This is a genomic window from Aestuariimicrobium ganziense (assembly GCF_015352975.1).
In the GTDB taxonomy this organism is placed as follows: domain Bacteria; phylum Actinomycetota; class Actinomycetes; order Propionibacteriales; family Propionibacteriaceae; genus Aestuariimicrobium; species Aestuariimicrobium ganziense.
On record NZ_JACYIZ010000001.1, the window covers coordinates 302,133 to 321,596 of the forward strand.

The window sequence follows — 19,464 nt, forward strand, 5'->3', positions numbered from 1 at the left end:
TCAGGCCTCCGGCTCGGCTGCGGTCGGGCTGGTGTTGCTGCGCTCGGCGATGGTCGCCACGATCAGCGCCACTGCCTCGTCCACCGGCACACCGTTGCGCTGGGAACCGTCGCGGAACCGGAAGCTGACCGCACCGGCGTCACGGTCGTCACCACCGGCGATCAGGATGAACGGCGCCTTGTCCTTCGTGGCGTTGCGGATCTTCTTGCCGAACCGGTCGTCGGAGGTGTCGACGTCGACCCGCACGCCGTGAGCCTTGAGCTTGGCGGCCACCTCGAGCAGGTGGGCGTTGAACTCCTCGGCGACCGGCACGCAGGTGACCTGCACCGGGGCGAGCCAGGCCGGGAAGGCGCCGGCGTAGTGCTCCAGCAGCACGCCGAAGAAGCGCTCGATCGAGCCGAACAGGGCGCGGTGGATCATCACCGGACGCTGCCGGGTGCCGTCTGCGGCCTGGTACTCCAGGTCGAAGCGCTCGGGCAGGTTGAAGTCGAGTTGGATGGTCGACATCTGCCAGGTGCGCCCGATCGCGTCACGCGCCTGCACCGAGATCTTCGGGCCGTAGAACGCCGCACCACCGGGATCGGGAATCAGGTCGAGCCCGGAGTCGGTGGCAACCTGGCGCAGCACCTCGGTCGCCTCGTCCCAGGTGGCGTCGTCGCCGACGAACTTCTCGGGGTTCTTGGTCGACAGCTCCAGGTAGAAGTCGTTGAGGCCGTAGTCGGCGAGCAGGTCGAGGACGAAGGTGAGCAGCCCGGTGAGTTCGTCGCGCATCTGCTCGCGGGTGCAGTAGATGTGCGCGTCGTCCTGGGTGAAGCCCCGCGCCCGGGTCAGGCCGTGCACCACGCCGGACTTCTCGTTGCGGTAGACGGTGCCGAACTCGAACAGCCGCAGCGGCAGTTCGCGGTAGGAGCGCCCGCGGCTGGCGAAGATCAGGTTGTGCATCGGGCAGTTCATCGGCTTGAGGTAGTAGTCGACGCCCTGGCGGGTGACCTCACCAGCCTCGTTGCGTTCCTCGTCGATGCGCATCGGCGGGTACATGCCGTCGGCGTACCACTCCAGGTGGCCCGAGGTCTGGAACAGCTGGGCCTTGGTGACGTGAGGGGTGCTCACGAAGGAGTAGTCGTGGGCGATGTGCTGGCGCCGGGAGTACTCCTCCATCTCCTGCTTGATCGCCTCACCCTTGGGGTGGAAGACGGCCAGGCCGGAGCCGATCTCGTCGGGGAAGCTGAACAGGTCGAGTTCGTTGCCCAGCTTGCGGTGGTCGCGCTTGGCGGCCTCCTCGAGCCGGGTCTGGTGGGCCTTGAGGTCGTCGCGGGTGGCCCAGGCCGTGCCGTAGAGACGCTGCAGGCCGGCGTTGCGCTGGTCGCCACGCCAGTAGGCGGCCGAACTGCGGGTCAGCGCGACCGCGTTCAGGTAGCCGGTGTGCGGCACGTGCGGGCCGCGGCACAGGTCCTTCCAGGCCACCGAGCCGTCGCGACGCACGTTGTCGTAGATGGTGAGTTCGCCGGCGCCGACCTCGACCGAGGCGCCATCGGCGTCGGTCGCGTTGGACTTGTCGGCGATCAGTTCCAGCTTGAACGGCTCGGACGCGAGCTCGGCGCGCGCCTCGTCGTCGGAGACCACGCGACGCACGAAGCGCTGGCGCTCCTTGATGATCCGGCCCATGTCCTGCTCGAGCGACTTGAGGTCCTCGGGCTTGAACGGGTCGACCTGGAAGTCGTAGTAGAAGCCATCGACGATCGGCGGGCCGATACCGAGTCGGGCATCGGCGAAGCGCCCCTGCACGGCCTGGGCAGCGACGTGGGCCGCCGAGTGACGCACGATCGACAGCCCCTCTTCAGAGGTCATCAGCACGGGCTCGACCTCATCACCGGCAGCCAGTTCGCGCTGCAGGTCGCGCAGTTCCCCGTTGACCTTCATGGCCACGACGCTGCGGTCGTCGCCGAACAGGTCGAGCCCCGTGGTGGTGGTCTCCACCGCTACCGCGTCAACGGTGCCGTTGCGGAGGATGGAGATCTGGGCGGACACGAGGGTTCCTTTCGAGGCAGGGCCCGAGGCCGTGATTTGCCTCGGTGGCCGCCTCGGGGGCGGCCATGGGCCATTCTGCCCGATCGGCTCTGGCCACGGAAACGGGTTCCCCCGTGCGTCCCCCAACCGCCCCCGCGGAGGGTCAGGCCAGGTCGAGACGCACGTACGGTGCCACCACCGGGCCCTTCGTCCAGTCCATCACCTCGGCCTGTGAGGCCTCGCCCGAGATGATGTCGATCGCGTTGGAGTCGGTGGTGTCGGTGTCCTGCGACGGGATCGAGTCGGTCCACTCCCCTGCTCCGCCACCGATCCGGTAGGGACCGATGAACGAGGGGCAGCCGATCCCCTGGGCGCACTCGGCGCTGTAGACCGGGCGCACGTTGCCGATGCCCTCGCCGTCCTCGGCGTCGCTGAACATCGACACCTGGTAGCCGGCCGTGCCCAGGTCGACACCGTCGAGCACGCTGGCGTCCACCGAGACGATGATCACCCCACTCGGGTCGACGTCGAGGGTGATGTCACCGACCCGGGACAGGTCGGCACCGTAGACGCCACTGCCGAACCGTGCGTCGTCGTAGCGACCGTCGGCCACGATGGCGTAGGTCCACGGGCCAGCTGCGAAGGTGTTCGTCCCCGGCAGCAACGCTGTGGTGGTGGTCGAGTCCAGCGAACTGAGGTGGATGTTCAGCCGCTGGATGCTCATCCCGTTGCCGCCCCACGGGTTGGTGATCGGGGCGGCCGTGGTGGTGACGAAACGGATGGTGTCGCCGTCGCGGTAGACCGTCATTCCGGTCAGGTCCATGCTGCCGGGGTTGAAGGCGCTGTCGGTCGGGTAGGTGTAGCTGCCCGGGCCGTGGTCGTCGCCGGTCGGGTCGCTCAGTGAGCCGATGGCGGTGCCGTAGGCGGTGATGGTGCGCCGGTCGACGGTCATCACACCGCTGTTTCCGGTGGCCACGATCACCACCCGGTTGGTGATGTCGGGCAGGGTGACAGTCGCCGACCACTGACCCTTGTGCACCCGCACGACGGTGTCTTCGCCGTTGACCCGGATGATCACCTGCTTGGCGTTGCTGGTGCCGCTGAAGGTCACCTCGCGCGAGTCGGCGATCGAGCCGTCCTCGGGGCCGTTGACGGTCAGCGTCGGTGCGGCGCCGGTGGGCTGGTCGTCGCTGGTGGCGTTCCAGCTCAGCCAGGTGTCGGCGTCGAAGTTGAGCCGGCCCAGTTCGTCGGCAGCCCAGTTGTCGCCGGCCTTGAGGATGGCCTCGCCACCGACGGTGTAGTTGTGCAGCAGCAGCCCGTTGCCCTCGGTCATCTCGTTGCCGATGGTGACCTTGTTGCCCTCACGGTCGGTGTAGCGCTTGAGCAGGCTGACCTGCGAGGTCGGGTCGAGGTCGTTCCAGGCCTCGATCTCGAGTCCGTCGATCTCGATGTTCTCGGTGTTCGACAGCGCGAAGATGCGCACCGCGCAGTTGACCATGCCCTCGACCCGGGTGTCGGTGAAGATCATGTTCTGCACCGTCATCGTGGTGTCGGCGCGGTCGGTGGCGCCCATGTCCTCGTAGTGGGACGAGGAGTTGAACACGCAGGTGTTGTACTTCACGTCCTTCCAGTACATCCGGTTGTGGATGATGTCGGTGTTGGTGACCCGGACGCCGTCGATCTCGCGCGGCACCCAGCCCCACTGGATGACCGGGCCGTTCTCGTTCTTCCAGATCACGGTGTTCTCGACGGTCACCCGGGAGTGGTAGAGCTTCAGCACGTCATCGTTGGCGTGGAAGAAGGTGTTCTTCATGGTGCCGTCGGCGTACAACTCGATGCCGTCGGTCTGCCAGTACCAGGCGCCGACCTGCTTGTAGTTCTGCACGGTCATCTTGAAGTTCTCGACACCGATCTCGGTGCCGTCCTCGTCATGGGCGTAGACCACGAACGAGTGGTAGGGAGGTTCGTTGATGGTGATGCCCTGCAGGTCGAGGGTCTGCCCCTCGTTGGACGACTCGAACTGCAGCATCTTCACGCAGGTGACGTGGCAGTTGTCGTTGACGTTGTGCTGGTAGCCGTTGGTGGTGTCTGCCTCGTAGACGTACTGCTCACCCGACAGCACCCCCAGACCGGTCACGCGGTAGCTCGGCTGGGGGTCGTGCAGGAACCGGAACGCGCCCTTCACGTAGGCGCCGGGAGCCAGGTAGACCCACTTGACCTGCTCGGGCAGCACGGCGTGGTACTGCGAACCCATGTGGTAGGTGCCGGGCCCGAAGTAGACGATCTCTTCGGTGATCGTGTTCAGGTCGGTGACCGCACCGGGCTGGGGACGATGGATGGTGCCGTCGGCCTCGGTGGGGATCGAGTCGGCAGCCGGGGCCGGGTTGGCGAACACCAGCATCGCGTTCTGCGGCTCGGTGTGGATGGCCCTGTTGCCGTCGGCCTGGGTGGTCAGCGTGCCGCTGGCACCGCTGAGGTCGTTGTACGAGGTGATCAACTGCGGGTCGAACTCGACCGAGAAGCGGAAACCGTCGGCGCTGTGGGGCACCCACACCCGCACCGTCGAGGAGTTGACCAGCTGCTTCTTCAGGCCCAGGTCGGTGGGCCGGATGGTCACCTGGTCGGCGGAGCTGATGGTCTGGCCGGTCTTGAGGTGCACGTCGACCCAGACATCGCCGGTGTAGACGAAGCTCGTCCAGCTCATCGTCAGGTCGGCATCGGCAGCGAACTCGGCCCCGTCCTGCTCGGTGTAGCCGATCTTGTCGTTGCCTGCCCGGGGCACGCTCATGTAGACGAACGACTGCTGCGAGGTCTTGGGGCCCTTGGCCGGGGTCACCGTGGCGTCGTAGAACCGCGAACGACGCACCTGGTCACCGGCGATCGGCTCTTGGGTGGCCACGGCGTTCTCGTGGTCCCAGGTGGTGACCACCGCCTTCTTCGACGGTGGCGCCGCCGGCAACGAGGCCTCAGCCAAGGCCGTGCTGGCCGGGGCAACCAGGGCCGCAACCAGGCTGAGGGCGCCGATCAGGGCCCAGCTTCGAGATCGGGGAGTTCGGGCGGCACGACTCATGAGAGCGGTCCCTTCACGGTGCACGTCGGGGTCAGCAGGGGTGCGTCACTTGCGCACCGGCAGGCTAACTCGCGGGCTGTGTCGTTTTCACCGATGGTGACCCTTTGGGGGCCTGACCACACCGGCAGGGGTGGGCAGTCGGGCCCGAAATGCAGCGAACCGGTTCACGAGGAGCCGGTTCGTCTGGTGGGCGACACTGGGTTTGAACCAGTGACCTCTTCCGTGTCAGGGAAGCGCGCTACCACTGCGCCAGCCGCCCGAGGTGGAGACGGGATTTGAACCCGTGTACACGGATTTGCAGTCCGTTGCCTCGCCTCTCGGCCACTCCACCAGGAGAAGTGACCTCAAGCCTGGATGGGGTTGAGACCCTTCCGAGCGGACGACGAGATTCGAACTCGCGACCCTCACCTTGGCAAGGTGATGCTCTACCAACTGAGCCACGTCCGCATGCCTTGTCTGATGCGGTGACACCGCTTCAGGGGCGTAGAAAACCATAGCCCACCCGGGACGGGCGCGCAAAACACCCCGGCCCGGCGTGGCCGACGAGCAACCACCGGCCCCGATTTCACGCACCGACGAGCGGTGCGCTACCGTTGCTTCTCGCACGGGCGATTGGCGCAGTGGTAGCGCGCTTCGTTCACACCGAAGAGGTCACTGGTTCGAACCCAGTATCGCCCACCTTGCTGGAACGGCTCCTGACAAGCGCGTCAGGAGCCGTTCCGCATTTCCGGGGGTCAGGGCTTGACCAGGGAACCATCGATCAGCCGGGCACCGGCGGCCCAGCGGTCGTGGTTGGACAGGTCGGCCGGGTAGCGGGCCGCCGCCTGCTCGTCCACCTCGATCCCCCAGCCGGGAGCCTCGTTGGGGAACAACCAGCCATCGGTGACCCGCAGCGTGCCCGGGAACACCTCGTGCACGGGCTCGCTGTAGACGTGGCCCTCCTGGATGCCGAAGTTGGGCGAGGTGACGTCGAGGGCGACATTGGCCGCCGCACCGATCGGTGAGGTGTCACCGGGACCGTGCCAGGCAGTCTGGACGCCCACGGCCTCGGCGATGCCGGCCAGCTTCCTGGCCGGGGTGAGCCCGCCGATGTCCGACACGTGGCAGCGGATCATGTCGACACCGCCACCGGTGACCAGGCGCACGGCATCGGTCCACGAGGTGGCCAACTCCCCCACCGCGATCGGCATCGGCGAGGCGGCCCTGACCGCGGGCAACTGGTCCCACCACTCCGGGGCGAGCACGTCCTCGAGGAAGAACAGCCGGTAGGGCTCCAGTGAACGAGCCAGCACCACGGCCTCCTTGGGAGTCAGTCGCGAGTGCACGTCGTGCAGCAGCTCGACCTCCTCCCCCAGACGTTCCCGCGCGGCCTTGAACAGCTTCGGGGCGTCACGCAGGTAGGCCTTGACGCTCCAGCCGTTCGGGTAGAGGGCTCCGGGGTAGTCGCTGGGTACCTGCGGGGCGCCGTAGCCGGCGCGGCCGGGGGTCGACGCCTGCAGCCGGACGTGGCGGGCGCCCTGCTCGATCAACTGCTCAGCCCGGTCGAGGGTCTCGTCGATGGTCGACCCGGCCGCGTGCAGGTAGCAGTCGGCCGCGGCCCGAACCTTGCCGCCGAGCAGTTCGTGGACCGGCATGCCCGCACGCTTGCCGGCGATGTCCCACAGCGCCTGGTCGACGCCGGAGATGGCGTTGTTGACCACCGGACCCTGGCGCCAGTAGCCGGTGAGCCCGATCAGCTGGGTGAGATCGGTGATGTCACCGGGGTAACGGCCGACCAACAGTCGCGGCAGGTACTCGTCGACGATCGTGGCCACGGCCTTCCAACGCTGGGTGAAGGTGGCACAACCGAGTCCGTACAGGCCTGGTTCGTCGGTGTCGACGCGCACCACGACCAGGGGGATGCCCTCGGGGGCGGTGACGATGGCACGCACGCCGGTGATGGCGAGCGGCTCGCGCGACGGCCAGGGGTTGTCGAAGTTCGACGACATGGTTCACTCCTGTGGTGGTGGGTCCTCCAGCGACAGCTCCGGCTGGTCGAGCAGGTGGATGGCGGTGAAGCCGAGGTCACGCTCGACCTCGGTCAGGTCGATCGGCACCTCGCGTCCCTCGAAGCGACGACGTCGCTCGACCGTGGGCCAGAACCTGTCCAGCAGCTGTTCGGTCGGGTACGGCGAGGCGGTCAACGGCGCGGCCAGGTAGTAGGCGCAGGCACCGTCCACGTCGGCGGTCAGCCCGGCCTCGATCGCACGTGCCGCGTCCCTGAGGTCGAGGTAGCTCCAGCCCTCGATCGCCCGGTCACCGGGCTCGTCGCGCAGGTGGCGGGCCACCCGTTCCAGGCGTTCGCGGGGCATGGTCAGCGGGAACCGCAGCGAGACGATCGTCATCCCCCAGCGGGCCGCCACCATCTGGCAGGTCACCTCGTCGCTGTACTTCGACAGGCTGTACCAGTCCGACAGCTGGGCCGGGGTCTGCGCGTCGAGCGGCCAGTACGGCGGGGCGGCATCGTCGTCGACGCCCAACGGCAGTCCCCACCGGTTGATGCTCGAGGCCACCACGGCGCGGTTGATGCCCAGTTCGGCCGCGGCCACCAGCACGGTGAAGGTGGCGACCACGTTGATGCCGAAGACCTCGTAGGGCGTGCCGACGTCACGGTGGGCCAGGGCGGCCAGGTGGACGACGGCATCCACGCCGTCGAGGGCAGCCTTGACGTCGTCGACCCGGCAGGCATCGCCGGCGATGCACACCGCGGCGCCCTCGACCTCGTCACCATCGAGCGACAGCGCGACCACGCGCGCTCCGTGGTCGGCGAGGTGCTTGGTGGTGACGCGTCCGATCTGGCCGGCTGCACCGGTGACCAGCACTGTTCGTCGGCTGAGGTCTGCAGCTGGATGCATTCGCCAACCGTAGTGCAGCACGACCCCGCTCCGGCACGTCGCCACGGGCACGACCCCATCTCATGGAATGATCGTGTGGCCAGTCACTTCCCCGGCTGGTAGCCCACCGTCATGAGAGCCTTCCCCATCCATGCTGACCGGGACAGTAGTCGTCGTGCCCACACCACTGCGTGACCGCCTCGCAGCCGTCCAGCGCAACCCGCTGACCGCTGCGCTGGGGTCGTTCGGTCGTGTCGTGTGGCGAACCATCCAGGCCGGCATGCGCTACCGGGTGCTGGGACTGGCCGCCGAGTCGGCCTTCTTCGCACTGCTGTCGCTGCCGCCGCTGCTGTTCGGGCTGGCCGGCTCGATCGGCTTCCTCACCAAGACCTTCAGCGTGCAGACCGTCGCCCAGTTCCGGGCCGACATCGTCGCCCTGGCATCGAGGGCACTCAGCCCGCAGGCCATCGACCAGGTGCTCGCACCGACCCTGGACGACGTGCTCACCGCCGGCCGGGTCGAGGTGGTCTCGATCGGCTTCCTGCTCGCCCTGTGGTCGGGCTCACGAGCGATGAGCGTGTTCCTCGACACCGTCTCGATCATGTACGGCCACGCCGGCAAGCGCGGCATCATCCGAGCCCGCGCGCTGAGCTTCGGCATCTACGTCGCGGTGCTGATCACCGCCGCCATCCTGCTGCCCCTGGTGCTGGCCGGACCCAACTTGGTCAGCGCCGTGCTGCCCCCGCAGGCACAGTGGGTGAACCGGCTCTACTGGCCGGTGGTCCTGGTCGGCTCGGTGCTCGCCCTGACCACGCTCTTCTCAGCGGCCGTGCCGGTGCGGCGACGCTGGCGCGCCGACCTGCCGGGAGCCCTGCTCACCCTGGCCATCTGGCTCGGCGGTTCGTGGCTGCTGCGCCTCGTGCTCGACCGGTCACTGGGCGGGTCGGCCCTCTATGGGCCGCTGGCCGCACCCATCGCGGTGATGATGTGGCTGTACCTGATGGCCCTGGCCACCCTGATCGGAGCCTCGTTCAACGCCGCGATCAGTTCAGTCTGGCCACATTTCGCCGGCATCTCGCGCCAACGCGCGCAGGAGATCGCAGACGAGGTCACCGACGGTTCGTCCGCATAGTGGTACTGAATCTCACTGATTGAGATGCCTGCTTGCGCAAGGGTGTCCAACAGGTGGACTCTTGTCTCACGCGGCAACGGAGCCGTCACCGGTGAACCTCTGACGAAGGGCTGACCCATGACAGCGCCCGCTCTCGTGCTCGTGGCTGATGGCACCGACGACCCCCGGGTCGCCCAGGTCGTCCACGTGCTGCGCAAGCAGCTGCAGATCGCCCGCCCCGCCGTCTCGATCCACCTCGCCTGCCTCGGCGGTTCGCCCACCGGTGTGCAGGTGGTCTCGGCCCTGGCCGCGCGCGGCGCCAGCGAGGTCGTGTTCGTCCCGATCGACCTGTGCCGGGCCATCGAGGCCTCCGACGAACTGCAGGCCACGGTGACCGAGGTGCGCAACGCCCACCCCACGCTGCAGGTCAGCGTCTCGCGCCCAGTGGGCCCCGCACCCGAACTGCTCACCATCGTGGACGAACGACTGCGCACCGCGCTGCGGGCCAGCCGCACCACCGAACTCGATGGACTGGTGCTCGCACTCCCCCACGGCGGCGACGTGCGCGGCAACGCGTTGGTCTCGCGCCGTGCGCGACAGTGGTCGGCCCACCACCGCCTTCCCGTGGTCGTGGCGGTCGGCGACCACTCCGGTCCCAGCGTGGTCACCGCCCTGGCCAGCCTGCGCAGCCAGGGCCGACGCCACATCGCGGTCGGATCGGTCTACCTCGCCGACGGTGAGGGCTTCGCCCAGATGAGCGAGCAGGCTCTGGCCCACGGTGCGATCGCGGTCAGCCCCCCACTGGGTGCCCACGACCGTCTGCTCGACCTGGCGATGAGCCGCTACGCCTACGCCGCCATGGACCTGCTCGACGACGTCGAGGAGGCCTGCGAGCAGGACGAGACCGCATCGGCACAGCTGTCGTCCGACTCCGACGCGACGGCCGTCGTCCTCGCCACCTGAGTCGTGTGGCGCGCGGTGGGCCGGCTCCCGGTCAGCCCAGCGCGTTGAGTCGCTGCCTCTCGGCCTCGACGTCGAAGTCGGCCTTGGGCCACTGCGGATCGAGCGCCTCCAGATGCTCCAGCAACAGCTGCGCCGCAGCCCAGTTGCGGTACCACTTGCGGTCCGAGGGCAGCACGTACCACGGCGCCACGTCGGTGTTGCACTTCTCCAGGGCGAGCGCGTAGGCCTCTTCGTAGTCGTCCCACCGCGCCCGGGAGTCGACGTCACCCGGGTTGTACTTCCAGTGCTTCTCGGGGTTGTCGAGCCGCTCGTTGAGCCTGGCGAGTTGTTCGTCCCGGCTGATGCGCAGGAAGCACTTGATGACGGTGATGCCCTGCTCGACGAGCTCGGCCTCGAACCGGTTGATCTGGTCGTAGCGCGAGGTGATCGTGCGCGCCGAGGCCAGCTCGTTGACCCGACCGATCAGCACGTCCTCGTAGTGGGAACGGTCGAAGATGCCGATCATGCCGGGGCCAGGCAGCTCCTGCTTGATCCGCCACAGGAAGTGGTGGGAGAGCTCCTCCTTGGTCGGCGCCTTGAACGCCTTCAGGTGCACCCCTTGGGGATCGACCAGGCCGATGGCGTGCCTGATCACGCCACCCTTGCCCGAGGTGTCCATGCCCTGCAGCACCATCAGCACCCGCTTGGCTCCGGCCGCGTCGTCACGACCGTCGGCATAGAGCCGCTCCTGCAGGTCGGACAACTGCGGACCCAGTGCAGCGGTGAAGGCGGCCGCGTCCTCCTTGCCCTTGCCCGGATAGCCGGGGGTGGCCCGAGCATCGAGGGCAGCCATCTCGACCGGACCCTGCGGCACGCGCAGCAGGTCTCGCAGCGGAGCCATCGGCTCGATCGGCACCACGGCCTGGGCCAACTGCTCGGCCTTCTTGGCTGCTGACTTCTTCGCCTTGGACTTCTTGCTCTTCTTGGCCATGTCGGGATTCTGCCGCACCGAGGGTGGGGCGCGGGTGATTGCGCACTCACCTAGGCTTGCGGCATGGACGAGTCCCCCACCCCCCAGGTCGTGAAGTCGCCCGAGCAGTGGCGCGCCCAGCTCGGCGACTTCGCCTACCACGTGCTGCGCGAGGCCGGCACCGAGCGCCCCTTCACCGGCGAGTACACCGACACCACCACCGCCGGGGTGTACAGCTGTCGTGCCTGTGGGGCGGAACTGTTCCGCAGCGACGAGAAGTTCAGCTCGCACTGTGGCTGGCCGAGCTTCTTCGCCCCGCTGGCCGAGGACCGGGTGCGGTACCTGTCGGACGAGTCGATCCCCGGACGACCCCGGGTCGAGGTTCGCTGCAGCTCCTGCGACTCCCACCTGGGCCATGTCTTCGAGGGCGAGGGCTACGACACCCCGACCGACCTGCGCTACTGCATCAACTCGGTCTGCCTCGTGCTCGAGCCGACCGCCACCGACGGTCAGTGACGGCTCGGCGTGCCACCGCCCTCGGTCGGCGCGCCGCCCCGTAGGGTCTGGAGATGTGAGTGCTCATCCGCCCAGCACGGCCAGCGCGGCCCAGTTCCGCAGCGCGCTGGCCGACCTGCTCGGGCACCGTTGGCGGGCCGAGGTGCACGCCGACGAGATCCCTGCACCGCAGAAGATCGCCCCACACTCGGCCGCGATCGCAGCCGAGGTGACCGTGGCGGGCACCGAGGTCGGCAACGGGCGCCTCGTCCTGCTGCACGACCCCGCCGGCAACGAGGCCTGGCAGGGCACCTACCGGCTGGTCTCGTTCGCCCGCGCCGACGTCGACCAGGCGATGGTCACCGATCCTCTGCTCACCGAGGTGGGCTGGGCCTGGCTCACCGACGCGCTCGACCAGCGCGGCGCCCCCTACGCGGCAGCCTCGGGCACCGTCACCTCGGTCGTCAGCCGGTCGTTCGGCGGCATGTCGGACGAACCCGACCGCGCCGAGGTCGAGATCCGCGCCTCGTGGACGCCGCTGCTCGGCGACGGCGCCCCGCTGGCCCTGCACGTGGCCGCCTGGGAGGACCTGCTCTGCCTCACCTCGGGGCTCTCGCCGTTGCCCGAGGGGATCGTCCAACTCACGCCCCGCACCACGACGTTGCGGCCCTGGTGAGGCGCTGGTGACCGAACCCGAACTGCCTCTGCTGACGGTGCCCGCCGACGGAATCCCCGACGTGGTCGACTCGCCCGCGGCGTTGCACGAGTCCGCGGTCGCGCTGGGCCAGGGGCAGGGGCCCATCGCCGTCGACGCCGAGCGGGCACAGTCGTTCCGCTACTCGTCCAAGGCCTACCTGCTGCAACTGCGTCGCGAGGGGGCCGGCACCCACCTGGTCGACCCGGTGGCCCTGGAGGACCCCGACGGCAACGCCGACCTGCACGAGCTCGCTGAGGTGATGACCCCCCACGAGTGGGTGATCCACGCGGCCAGCCAGGACCTGCCGTGCCTGGCCATGGCCGGGTTGGTGCCGCAGCGGATCTTCGACACCGAGCTGGCCGGCAGGCTGCTGGGACGACCCAAGGTCGGCCTGGGCGCGCTGCTCGAGGACGAGTTCGGCGTGCGACTGCTCAAGGAGCACAGCGCCGCCAACTGGTCGATGCGGCCGATCCCCCATGACTGGCTGGCCTACGCCGCCCTGGACGTCGAGCTGCTGGTGGGGCTTCGTGACCGGCTCGACGAAGCCCTGGTCGCCGCCGGCAAGCGGGAGTGGGCCGAGCAGGAGTTTGAGTGGCAGGTGCGCCAGTTCGCCAGCCCCCGCCCCGACGACCCCGAGCGTTGGCGACGCACCAACGGGCTGCACCAGGTCAAGCACGCACTGGCGATGGCGCTGGTCAGGGAGCTGTGGGACGAACGCGACCTGCTCGCCGAGCGCTACGACTTGGCACCGGGCAAGGTGGTGCAGGACCGCGCGATCACCGAGCTGGCCGCACTGGTCGACACCCAGAAGCTCACCCTGCCCGGGCGAGCCGAGCTGCGCGCCATCGACGGCTTCAAGCGCCGCAACGCCCGCCGCTTCGAGAACAACTGGATCGGGGCGATCGATCGGGTTGGCCAGCTGTCGCGCCGGGAGTGGCCGGCGGTTCGGCTGCCCAGCGACGGCCCCCCACAACCCCGATCGTGGGAGCAGCGCCACCCCGAGGCGTGGGCCCGGTGGCAGGCGATCCGTCCTGCGGCCAACGAGTTGGCCGGCCAGCTCGAACTGCCGCCCGAGAACCTGGTGCAGCCCGATGTGCTGCGGCGTCTGGCCTGGCAGCCGCCGGCCGAGGTGTCGAGCGAGTCGGTCGATGCACGGCTGGCCGAGTTGGGGGCCAGGCCCTGGCAGCGCGAGCAGCTGTCAGCCCTTCTGGCCGAACTCCTGGGCTGAGGCGGTCAGCAGGGGCAACTGCCCGACCGCGTCGTGGCGCCGGGAGTGGTGCTCGATCACCTCGCGCGAGATGGTCTGGGCGGTCAGGCCGAGCTGCTCGAGGATCTGCTCGCGGCTGGCGTGGTCGATGAACTCCGGGGGCAGCCCGTACGCGCGCACTTGGACGTCGCTGTCGCGTTCGCGCAGCCGCTGGGCGAGCCGCTGCCCGACCCCGCCCACCAGCACGTTGTCCTCGATGCTGACCACCATCTGGTGGCGACTGGCCAACTCGACCAGACCGTCGTCGACCGGCAGCGACCACAGCGGGTCGACCACACAGGCGCTGATGCCCTGCTCGTTGAGGCGTCGTCCGACCTCGAGCGCCAACCCCACGAACTGGCCGTGGCCGACCACGATCACCTCGGGGCGTTCGCAGGCCAGCAGCACGTCGACGCCGTGCTCGTGGCGCATCGCCGGGATCGGATCGGGCAGCTTCTCCTTGGAGTAGCGGATGACACAGGGCGCGTCGTCGACGTCGATGCTGGTCCACAGGGCATCCTGCAGCCGCTGCTGATCGCGTGGGGCGGCCAGGCGCAGCCCGGGCACCAGCCCCATCAGGCTCATGTCCCACATGCCGTGGTGCGAGGCCCCGTCGGGCCCGGTGACGCCGGCACGGTCGAGCACCAGGGTCACCCCGAGCCGGTGCATGGCCACATCCATCAGCACCTGGTCGAAGGCCCGGTTGAGGAAGGTGGCGTACAGCGCCACCACCGGGTGCAGGCCCGCGCGGGCCATGCCAGCAGCCGAGACCACCGCGTGCTGCTCGGCGATGCCGACGTCGAAGGTGCGTTCGGGGTGCGCCGCGGCGAAGCGGGCCAGGCCGGTCGGGTAGAGCATGGCGGCGGTGACCGCGACCACGTCGGGACGCTGGTCGCCGATGCGCACCATCTCGTCGCCGAAGGCCTCGGTCCAGGTCGCCCGCGGCGAACTGGCCAGCGGCTCACCGGTGATCTCGTCGATCTGGCCGACGGCGTGGAAGCGGTCCTCCTCGTGGCTCTCGGCGGCGGCGAAGCCGGCCCCCTTGCGGGTCAGGCAGTGGACGATCACCGGTCCGCCGAAGTTCTTGGCCTGCTGCAGCGCACGTTCGGTGGCGGCCAGGTCGTGCCCGTCGATCGGCCCGATGTACTTCAGCCCGAGGTCGGAGAACATGGTCTGCGGTGCGAGCACGTCCTTGAGGCCGGTCTTGATGCCGTGCAGCAGGTCGTAGGCGCGCTTGCCGACCAACGGGGTCTTGTTGACGCTGCGCTTGACCACGCCGAGTGCCTGCTCGTAGTGCTTGTGGGTGCGCAGCCCAGCCAGGTGGTCGGCCAGGCCGCCCACGGTCGGGGTGTAGGAGCGTCCGTTGTCGTTGACCACGATGACCAGCGGCAGGTCCTTCTGGGACGCGATGTTGTTGAGCGCCTCCCAGGCCATGCCGCCGGTGAGCGCGCCGTCACCGACGAAGACCACGACGGTGCGGTCCTGACGGGTCAGCCGGAAGCCCTTGGCCATGCCCTCGCCCCACGACAGGGCGGTCGAGGCGTGAGAGTTCTCGACCCAGTCGTGGTCGGACTCGGTGCGGTTGGGGTATCCGGAGAGACCTCCGGCCTGTCGCAGGTGCTCGAAGCCGTCCAGTCGTCCGGTGAGCATCTTGTGCACGTAGCTCTGGTGGCCGGTGTCGAAGATGATCGGATCCTGGGGGGAATCGAAGACCCGGTGGATCGCCATGGTCAGCTCGACCACGCCCAGGTTCGGGCCCAGATGCCCGCCGGTGCGGCTCACCGAGCGGATCAGGAAGCGTCGGATCTCGCCTGCCAGCACATCGAGCTCGTCTCGCGACAGACCCCTGAGGTCGCGCGGCTCGCCGATGCGCTCCAGAACAGACATGTCCGCCAGTTTAAACCGCACACACCAGCTGTGGCGCCCTCCTGCGCTGGTCAGCCGGGGTGTGTTCGGCGCGGCTGGGCCCAAGCGCTCTCACAATCGGCTGATGAACACCCGCCCGCGCAGGGTCTCCTCGACCAGCATCACGGCGCGGCGCAGCCTCACCAGACGCGCCTCCTCGCTCTGCAGCACCTCGACTGTGCCATCGAGCACCGGCGCATCGACGTAGTCGGCCAGTTGGGCCCGGGCCTGGCCGATGCTCTGCCGGCAGGCCCTGACCTGGGACTCCACGAACTCGGCCGCGAGACGGGCCAGCACCACCGGCTGGCGCCTCAGCAGCGGGTAGCCGCGGTAGTCGGCGGGGCAGCAGTCGAGCAGGAACGCCACCGCCGAGTGCTCCCAGTCCAGCTCGCAGGGCGGGACGACCTGCTCGGGCCAACCCGGTGGCACGTAGCTACGCACGTGGTCGGGAACGGCCTTGGTGCGCTCCCCCGGCCTGTGGCGCGAACGACCACCGGACTCGGGGGCATCATCGACCCTGTGCCAGTCGTGGCGAAACACGGTGGTGCTCATCGCTACTCCTTTTCGAACGTGTGTTCGATGATAGGACGACCCCCTGACGATTTCCACCCCTGTTCCCGGCAGCGCCACCCGTGGGGGTGCTGACCCCGGCCGCGACTACGCTCGACGGGTCAACCCCAGCCTTGAGGAGCACCCATGACCAGCCCAGCCCGCGCCGTGCGCGCCGGCCTCGCCGTCCTCGCCATGGTCGCGATCGCGGCCTGCGGCAACGAGACCGCCCGCGACACCCCCACCACCACCGCACCGGTCACCAGCGCCGCCCCGAGCACCAGCGCGCCCCAGACCAGTGCCCCTGAGACCAGTGCCCCTGAGACCAGTGCCCCTGAGACCAGCGCAGCTGAGACCAGTGCAGCCGAGACGTCGGCCGCCCAGACCAGCGCACCGGCCACCACCAGCGCCTCCGCCACGAGCACCGCTGCCGCTGCCGGCAACGCGTGCGAACTGCTCACGGTCGAGGAGTTCAACACCGCCACCGGTTCGAAGCTGACCACCGCCAAGCCGTCGGAGATCATGGGCTCGTCGCTGTGCACCTACTCCGGCGACAACTCCACGATCGCGGTCAGCCAGATCACTGCCACCGGTGGTATCGCCCTCGACTCCTTGGTGAAGCAGATCCAGGTGCAGTTCCAGGACTCGACAGTGGTCGAGGCCAGCGTGCCGGGCGCCTCGGAGGCCGTGATGATCCAGGGCAAGCTCGCCGGTGCCGCCACCGTCGACCTGGTCTACATCAAGGACGGATCCGCACACCAGGTGATCCTCAGCCAGCAGGGCAAGACCGCTGCCCAGCTGAAGCCGCTGGTCGAGAAGGCTGCCGCCGCGAGGGCCGCCTGAGCCAGCACCGACCACCCGCGATCGCCCCCACCGCTTCGGCGGTGGGGGCGATCGTCTCGTCCGGGGCCGGGCCGGCTCAGCTGGCCTTGGCAAGGTTGCGCAGCACGTACTGCATGATGCCGCCGTTGGTGTAGTAGGAACGCTCTCCCGGGGTGTCGATGCGCAGCACCGCGTCGAACTCGACCTGGCCGCCGTCGGGCTTGACCGCCACGACCTTGACGGTGCGCGGGGTGCGACCCTCGTTGAGTTCGGTGACGCCCGAGATCGAGAAGGTCTCCTCACCGCTCAGCCCCAGGCTGTCGGCGTTCTGGCCCTCGGGGAACTGCAGCGGCAGCACGCCCATGCCGATCAGGTTCGAGCGGTGGATGCGCTCGAAGCTCTCGGCAATGACCGCCTTGACCCCCAGCAGCGCGGTGCCCTTGGCCGCCCAGTCGCGCGACGAGCCCGAGCCGTACTCCTTGCCGGCCAGCACGACCAGCGGAATGCCGGCGTCCTGGTAGTTCATCGAGGCGTCGTAGACGGTGGTCACCGGGGCGTCCTCGAGCGTGAAGTCGCGGGTGAAGCCACCCTCGGTGCCCTCGGCCACCTGGTTGCGCAGCCGGATGTTGGCGAAGGTGCCGCGGATCATCACCTCGTGGTTGCCACGACGCGAGCCGTAGGAGTTGAAGTCACGACGCTCGACACCGTGCTCGACCAGGTACTTGCCCGCGGGCGAGTCGACCTTGATCGACCCGGCCGGCGAGATGTGGTCGGTGGTGACCGAGTCGCCGAGCTTCAGCAGCACCCGGGCGGCCTCGATGTCGGTGACCGGCTCCGGCGTCGCACCCATGCCCTCGAAGTACGGGGGCTTGCGCACGTAGGTCGAGGCGTCGTCCCACTCGAAGGTGTCACCGTCGGGCGTGGGCAGCGAGCGCCACTTGTCGTCGCCCTTGAACACGTCGGCGTAGCGCGACGAGAACATGTCGGCGTTGATGGACGAGGCGATCACCTCGTCGATCTCGGCCTGGGTCGGCCAGATGTCGCGCATGTACACCGGCTGGCCGTCGGCGTCGGTGCCGATCGGGTCGTTGAACAGGTCGATGTCCATCGTGCCGGCGATCGCGTAGACGATGACCAGCATCGGGCTGGCCAGGTAGTTCATCTTGACGTCGGGGCTGATCCGGCCTTCGAAGTTGCGGTTGCCCGAGAGCACCGCGCTGACCACCATGTCGTCGTCGTTGACCGCCGAGCTGATCTCGGGGATCAGCGGGCCGGTGTTGCCGATGCAGGTGACGCAGCCGTAGCCGACCAGGTTGAAGCCCAGCTGGTCGAGGTAGGGGGTGAGCCCGGCCTTCTCGTAGTAGTCGGTGACCACCTGCGAGCCGGGGGCCAGTGAGGTCTTCACCCACGGCTTGCGGGTCAGGCCCTTCTCGACCGCCTTCTTGGCCACGAGTGCGGCACCGAGCATGACGCTCGGGTTCGAGGTGTTGGTGCAGCTGGTGATCGAGGCCACCGTGACCGCGCCGTGGGCGAGCTCGAAGTTGGCACCGTCGGCCAGCGACACCGGGACGGTCTTGCCGGGCTCGGAGGTGTAGTCACCGATGGCGCCGGAGAATTTGGCCTTCGACTCGTCCAGCCGGATGCGGTCCTGGGGACGCTTGGGGCCGGCGATCGAGGGGACCACGGTCGACAGGTCGAGTTCGATGTACTCGGAGTAGACCGGCTCGACCGCGGGATCGTGCCACAGGCCCTGGGCCTTGGCGTAGGTCTCGACCAAGGCGAGCTGCTGCTCGTCGCGTCCAGTCAGGCGCATGTAGTCGATGGTCTTGTCGTCGATCGGGAAGACCGCGATGGTCGAGCCGTACTCGGGGCTCATGTTGCCGATGGTGGCGCGGTTGGCCAGCGGCACCTGCGAGACGCCGTCGCCGTAGAACTCAACGAACTTGCCGACCACCTTGTGCTCACGCAGCATCTCGGTGATGGTCAGCACCAGGTCGGTGGCGGTGGTGCCCTCGTTGAGCTTGCCCGAGAGCTTGAAGCCGACCACGCGCGGCACCAGCATGCTCACCGGCTGGCCCAGCATGGCCGCCTCGGCCTCGATGCCACCCACGCCCCAGCCGACGACACCGAGGCCGTTGACCATGGTGGTGTGCGAGTCGGTGCCGACACAGGTGTCGGGGTAGGCCTGCAGCACGCCGCCCACTTCACGCGGGAACACCACGCGGGCCAGGTGCTCGATGTTGACCTGGTGGACGATACCGGTGCCCGGGGGGACGACCTTGAAGTCATCGAAGGCGGTCTGGCCCCAGCGCAGGAACTGGTAGCGCTCCTTGTTGCGCTCGTACTCGATCTCTACATTGCGGACGAAGGCGTCGGGGGTGCCGAAGACGTCGGCGATCACCGAGTGATCGATGACCAGCTCGGCCGGCGACAGTGGGTTGACCTTGGCTGGGTCACCACCGAGTTCGGTGACGGCCTCGCGCATGGTGGCCAGGTCGACCACACAGGGCACACCGGTGAAGTCCTGCATGATCACCCGGGCCGGGGTGAACTGGATCTCGTGGTTGGGCTCGGCGGTGGCGTCCCACTGCCCCAACTGACGGATCTGCTCGGCGGTGACGTTGGCGCCGTCCTCGGTGCGCAGCAGGTTCTCGAGCAGCACCTTGAGGCTGTACGGCAGCTTCTCCGATCCCTCGACGGCATCGAGCTTGAAGATCTGGTAGGTCGTGCCGTTGACGTCGAGATCTGCTTGGGCGCCGAAACTGTTCACGCTCATC

14 protein-coding genes and 4 tRNA genes are annotated in these 19,464 nt (G+C 68.6%); 7 read left to right on the forward strand and 11 right to left on the reverse strand.

All coding sequences use genetic code 11. The features are described 5' to 3' along the window. From thrS to IE660_RS01510, 5 genes are all read right to left on the reverse strand, one after another. A complete protein-coding gene (thrS, locus tag IE660_RS01490) occupies window positions 1–2,028 on the reverse strand; it encodes a threonine--tRNA ligase (RefSeq protein ID WP_203566546.1) in 2,028 nt (675 codons plus the stop codon). Window positions 2,029–2,170: 142 nt separating this feature from the next. Next, window positions 2,171–5,077 carry a family 49 glycosyl hydrolase gene (locus IE660_RS01495; protein WP_203566547.1) on the reverse strand — a complete coding sequence of 969 codons (2,907 nt, stop codon included), beginning with the start codon at window positions 5,075–5,077 and terminating at the stop codon, window positions 2,171–2,173. A gap of 184 nt (window positions 5,078–5,261) precedes the next feature. Next, window positions 5,262–5,336 (reverse strand) — tRNA-Val (locus IE660_RS01500). A gap of 1 nt (window position 5,337) precedes the next feature. Then, window positions 5,338–5,408: transfer RNA gene (locus tag IE660_RS01505), tRNA-Cys, on the reverse strand. Window positions 5,409–5,451: 43 nt separating this feature from the next. Further along, window positions 5,452–5,524 (reverse strand) — tRNA-Gly (locus IE660_RS01510). Between the two features lie 159 nt (window positions 5,525–5,683). On the opposite strand from IE660_RS01510, the gene IE660_RS01515 reads away from it, so the two are divergent. Next, window positions 5,684–5,755: transfer RNA gene (locus IE660_RS01515), tRNA-Val, on the forward strand. Window positions 5,756–5,811: 56 nt separating this feature from the next. On the opposite strand, the gene IE660_RS01520 is transcribed toward IE660_RS01515, so the two are convergent. Continuing rightward, complete coding sequence (locus IE660_RS01520) at window positions 5,812–7,065, reverse strand: enolase C-terminal domain-like protein (protein ID WP_203566548.1); 1,254 nt, start codon at window positions 7,063–7,065, stop codon at window positions 5,812–5,814. Window positions 7,066–7,068: 3 nt separating this feature from the next. Next, window positions 7,069–7,971, reverse strand: a complete 903-nt coding sequence (locus tag IE660_RS01525) for an NAD-dependent epimerase/dehydratase family protein (RefSeq protein ID WP_203566549.1) — start codon at window positions 7,969–7,971, stop codon at window positions 7,069–7,071. Window positions 7,972–8,125: 154 nt separating this feature from the next. Between IE660_RS01525 and IE660_RS01530 the strand changes: the two genes are divergently transcribed. Further along, window positions 8,126–9,082, forward strand: coding sequence for a YihY/virulence factor BrkB family protein (locus tag IE660_RS01530; RefSeq protein ID WP_203566550.1), 957 nt, complete (start codon window positions 8,126–8,128; stop codon window positions 9,080–9,082). A gap of 117 nt (window positions 9,083–9,199) precedes the next feature. Further along, window positions 9,200–10,024, forward strand: a complete 825-nt coding sequence (locus tag IE660_RS01535) for a sirohydrochlorin chelatase (RefSeq protein ID WP_203566551.1) — start codon at window positions 9,200–9,202, stop codon at window positions 10,022–10,024. A gap of 31 nt (window positions 10,025–10,055) precedes the next feature. Here IE660_RS01535 and IE660_RS01540 read toward each other — a convergent pair whose 3' ends face one another. Next, on the reverse strand, window positions 10,056–10,994 hold the full coding sequence (locus tag IE660_RS01540) for a PPK2 family polyphosphate kinase (RefSeq protein WP_407928975.1): 939 nt from the start codon (window positions 10,992–10,994) through the stop codon (window positions 10,056–10,058). Window positions 10,995–11,057: 63 nt separating this feature from the next. Between IE660_RS01540 and msrB the strand changes: the two genes are divergently transcribed. Genes msrB through IE660_RS01555 form a run of 3 tightly spaced genes read left to right on the forward strand, consistent with a single transcriptional unit; the run spans window position 11,058 to window position 13,393 of the window. Next, a complete protein-coding gene (gene msrB / locus IE660_RS01545) occupies window positions 11,058–11,489 on the forward strand; it encodes a peptide-methionine (R)-S-oxide reductase MsrB (protein ID WP_203566552.1) in 432 nt (143 codons plus the stop codon). A gap of 55 nt (window positions 11,490–11,544) precedes the next feature. Continuing rightward, the gene (locus tag IE660_RS01550; protein ID WP_328701791.1) at window positions 11,545–12,144 is read left to right on the forward strand and encodes a DUF3000 domain-containing protein; all 600 of its coding nucleotides are present in this window, start codon (window positions 11,545–11,547) and stop codon (window positions 12,142–12,144) included. Window positions 12,145–12,151: 7 nt separating this feature from the next. After that, entirely contained in the window at window positions 12,152–13,393 is a 1,242-nt protein-coding gene (locus IE660_RS01555) for an HRDC domain-containing protein (RefSeq protein WP_203566554.1), read from the forward strand. Here the strand turns inward: IE660_RS01555 and dxs are convergent. Both dxs and IE660_RS01565 read right to left on the reverse strand, forming a co-directional pair. Continuing rightward, entirely contained in the window at window positions 13,364–15,298 is a 1,935-nt protein-coding gene (dxs, locus tag IE660_RS01560; RefSeq protein WP_203566555.1) for a 1-deoxy-D-xylulose-5-phosphate synthase, read from the reverse strand. The genes IE660_RS01555 and dxs overlap by 30 nt on opposite strands. 90 nt (window positions 15,299–15,388) lie before the next feature. Further along, on the reverse strand, window positions 15,389–15,868 hold the full coding sequence (locus tag IE660_RS01565) for a hypothetical protein (protein ID WP_203566556.1): 480 nt from the start codon (window positions 15,866–15,868) through the stop codon (window positions 15,389–15,391). A gap of 144 nt (window positions 15,869–16,012) precedes the next feature. Between IE660_RS01565 and IE660_RS01570 the strand changes: the two genes are divergently transcribed. After that, window positions 16,013–16,708, forward strand: coding sequence for a hypothetical protein (locus IE660_RS01570; protein WP_203566557.1), 696 nt, complete (start codon window positions 16,013–16,015; stop codon window positions 16,706–16,708). 76 nt (window positions 16,709–16,784) lie between these two features. Here the strand turns inward: IE660_RS01570 and acnA are convergent, their stop codons facing one another. Beyond that, window positions 16,785–19,463 carry an aconitate hydratase AcnA gene (acnA, locus tag IE660_RS01575; protein WP_203566558.1) on the reverse strand — a complete coding sequence of 893 codons (2,679 nt, stop codon included), beginning with the start codon at window positions 19,461–19,463 and terminating at the stop codon, window positions 16,785–16,787. Between the last annotated feature and the right edge of the window lies 1 nt (window position 19,464).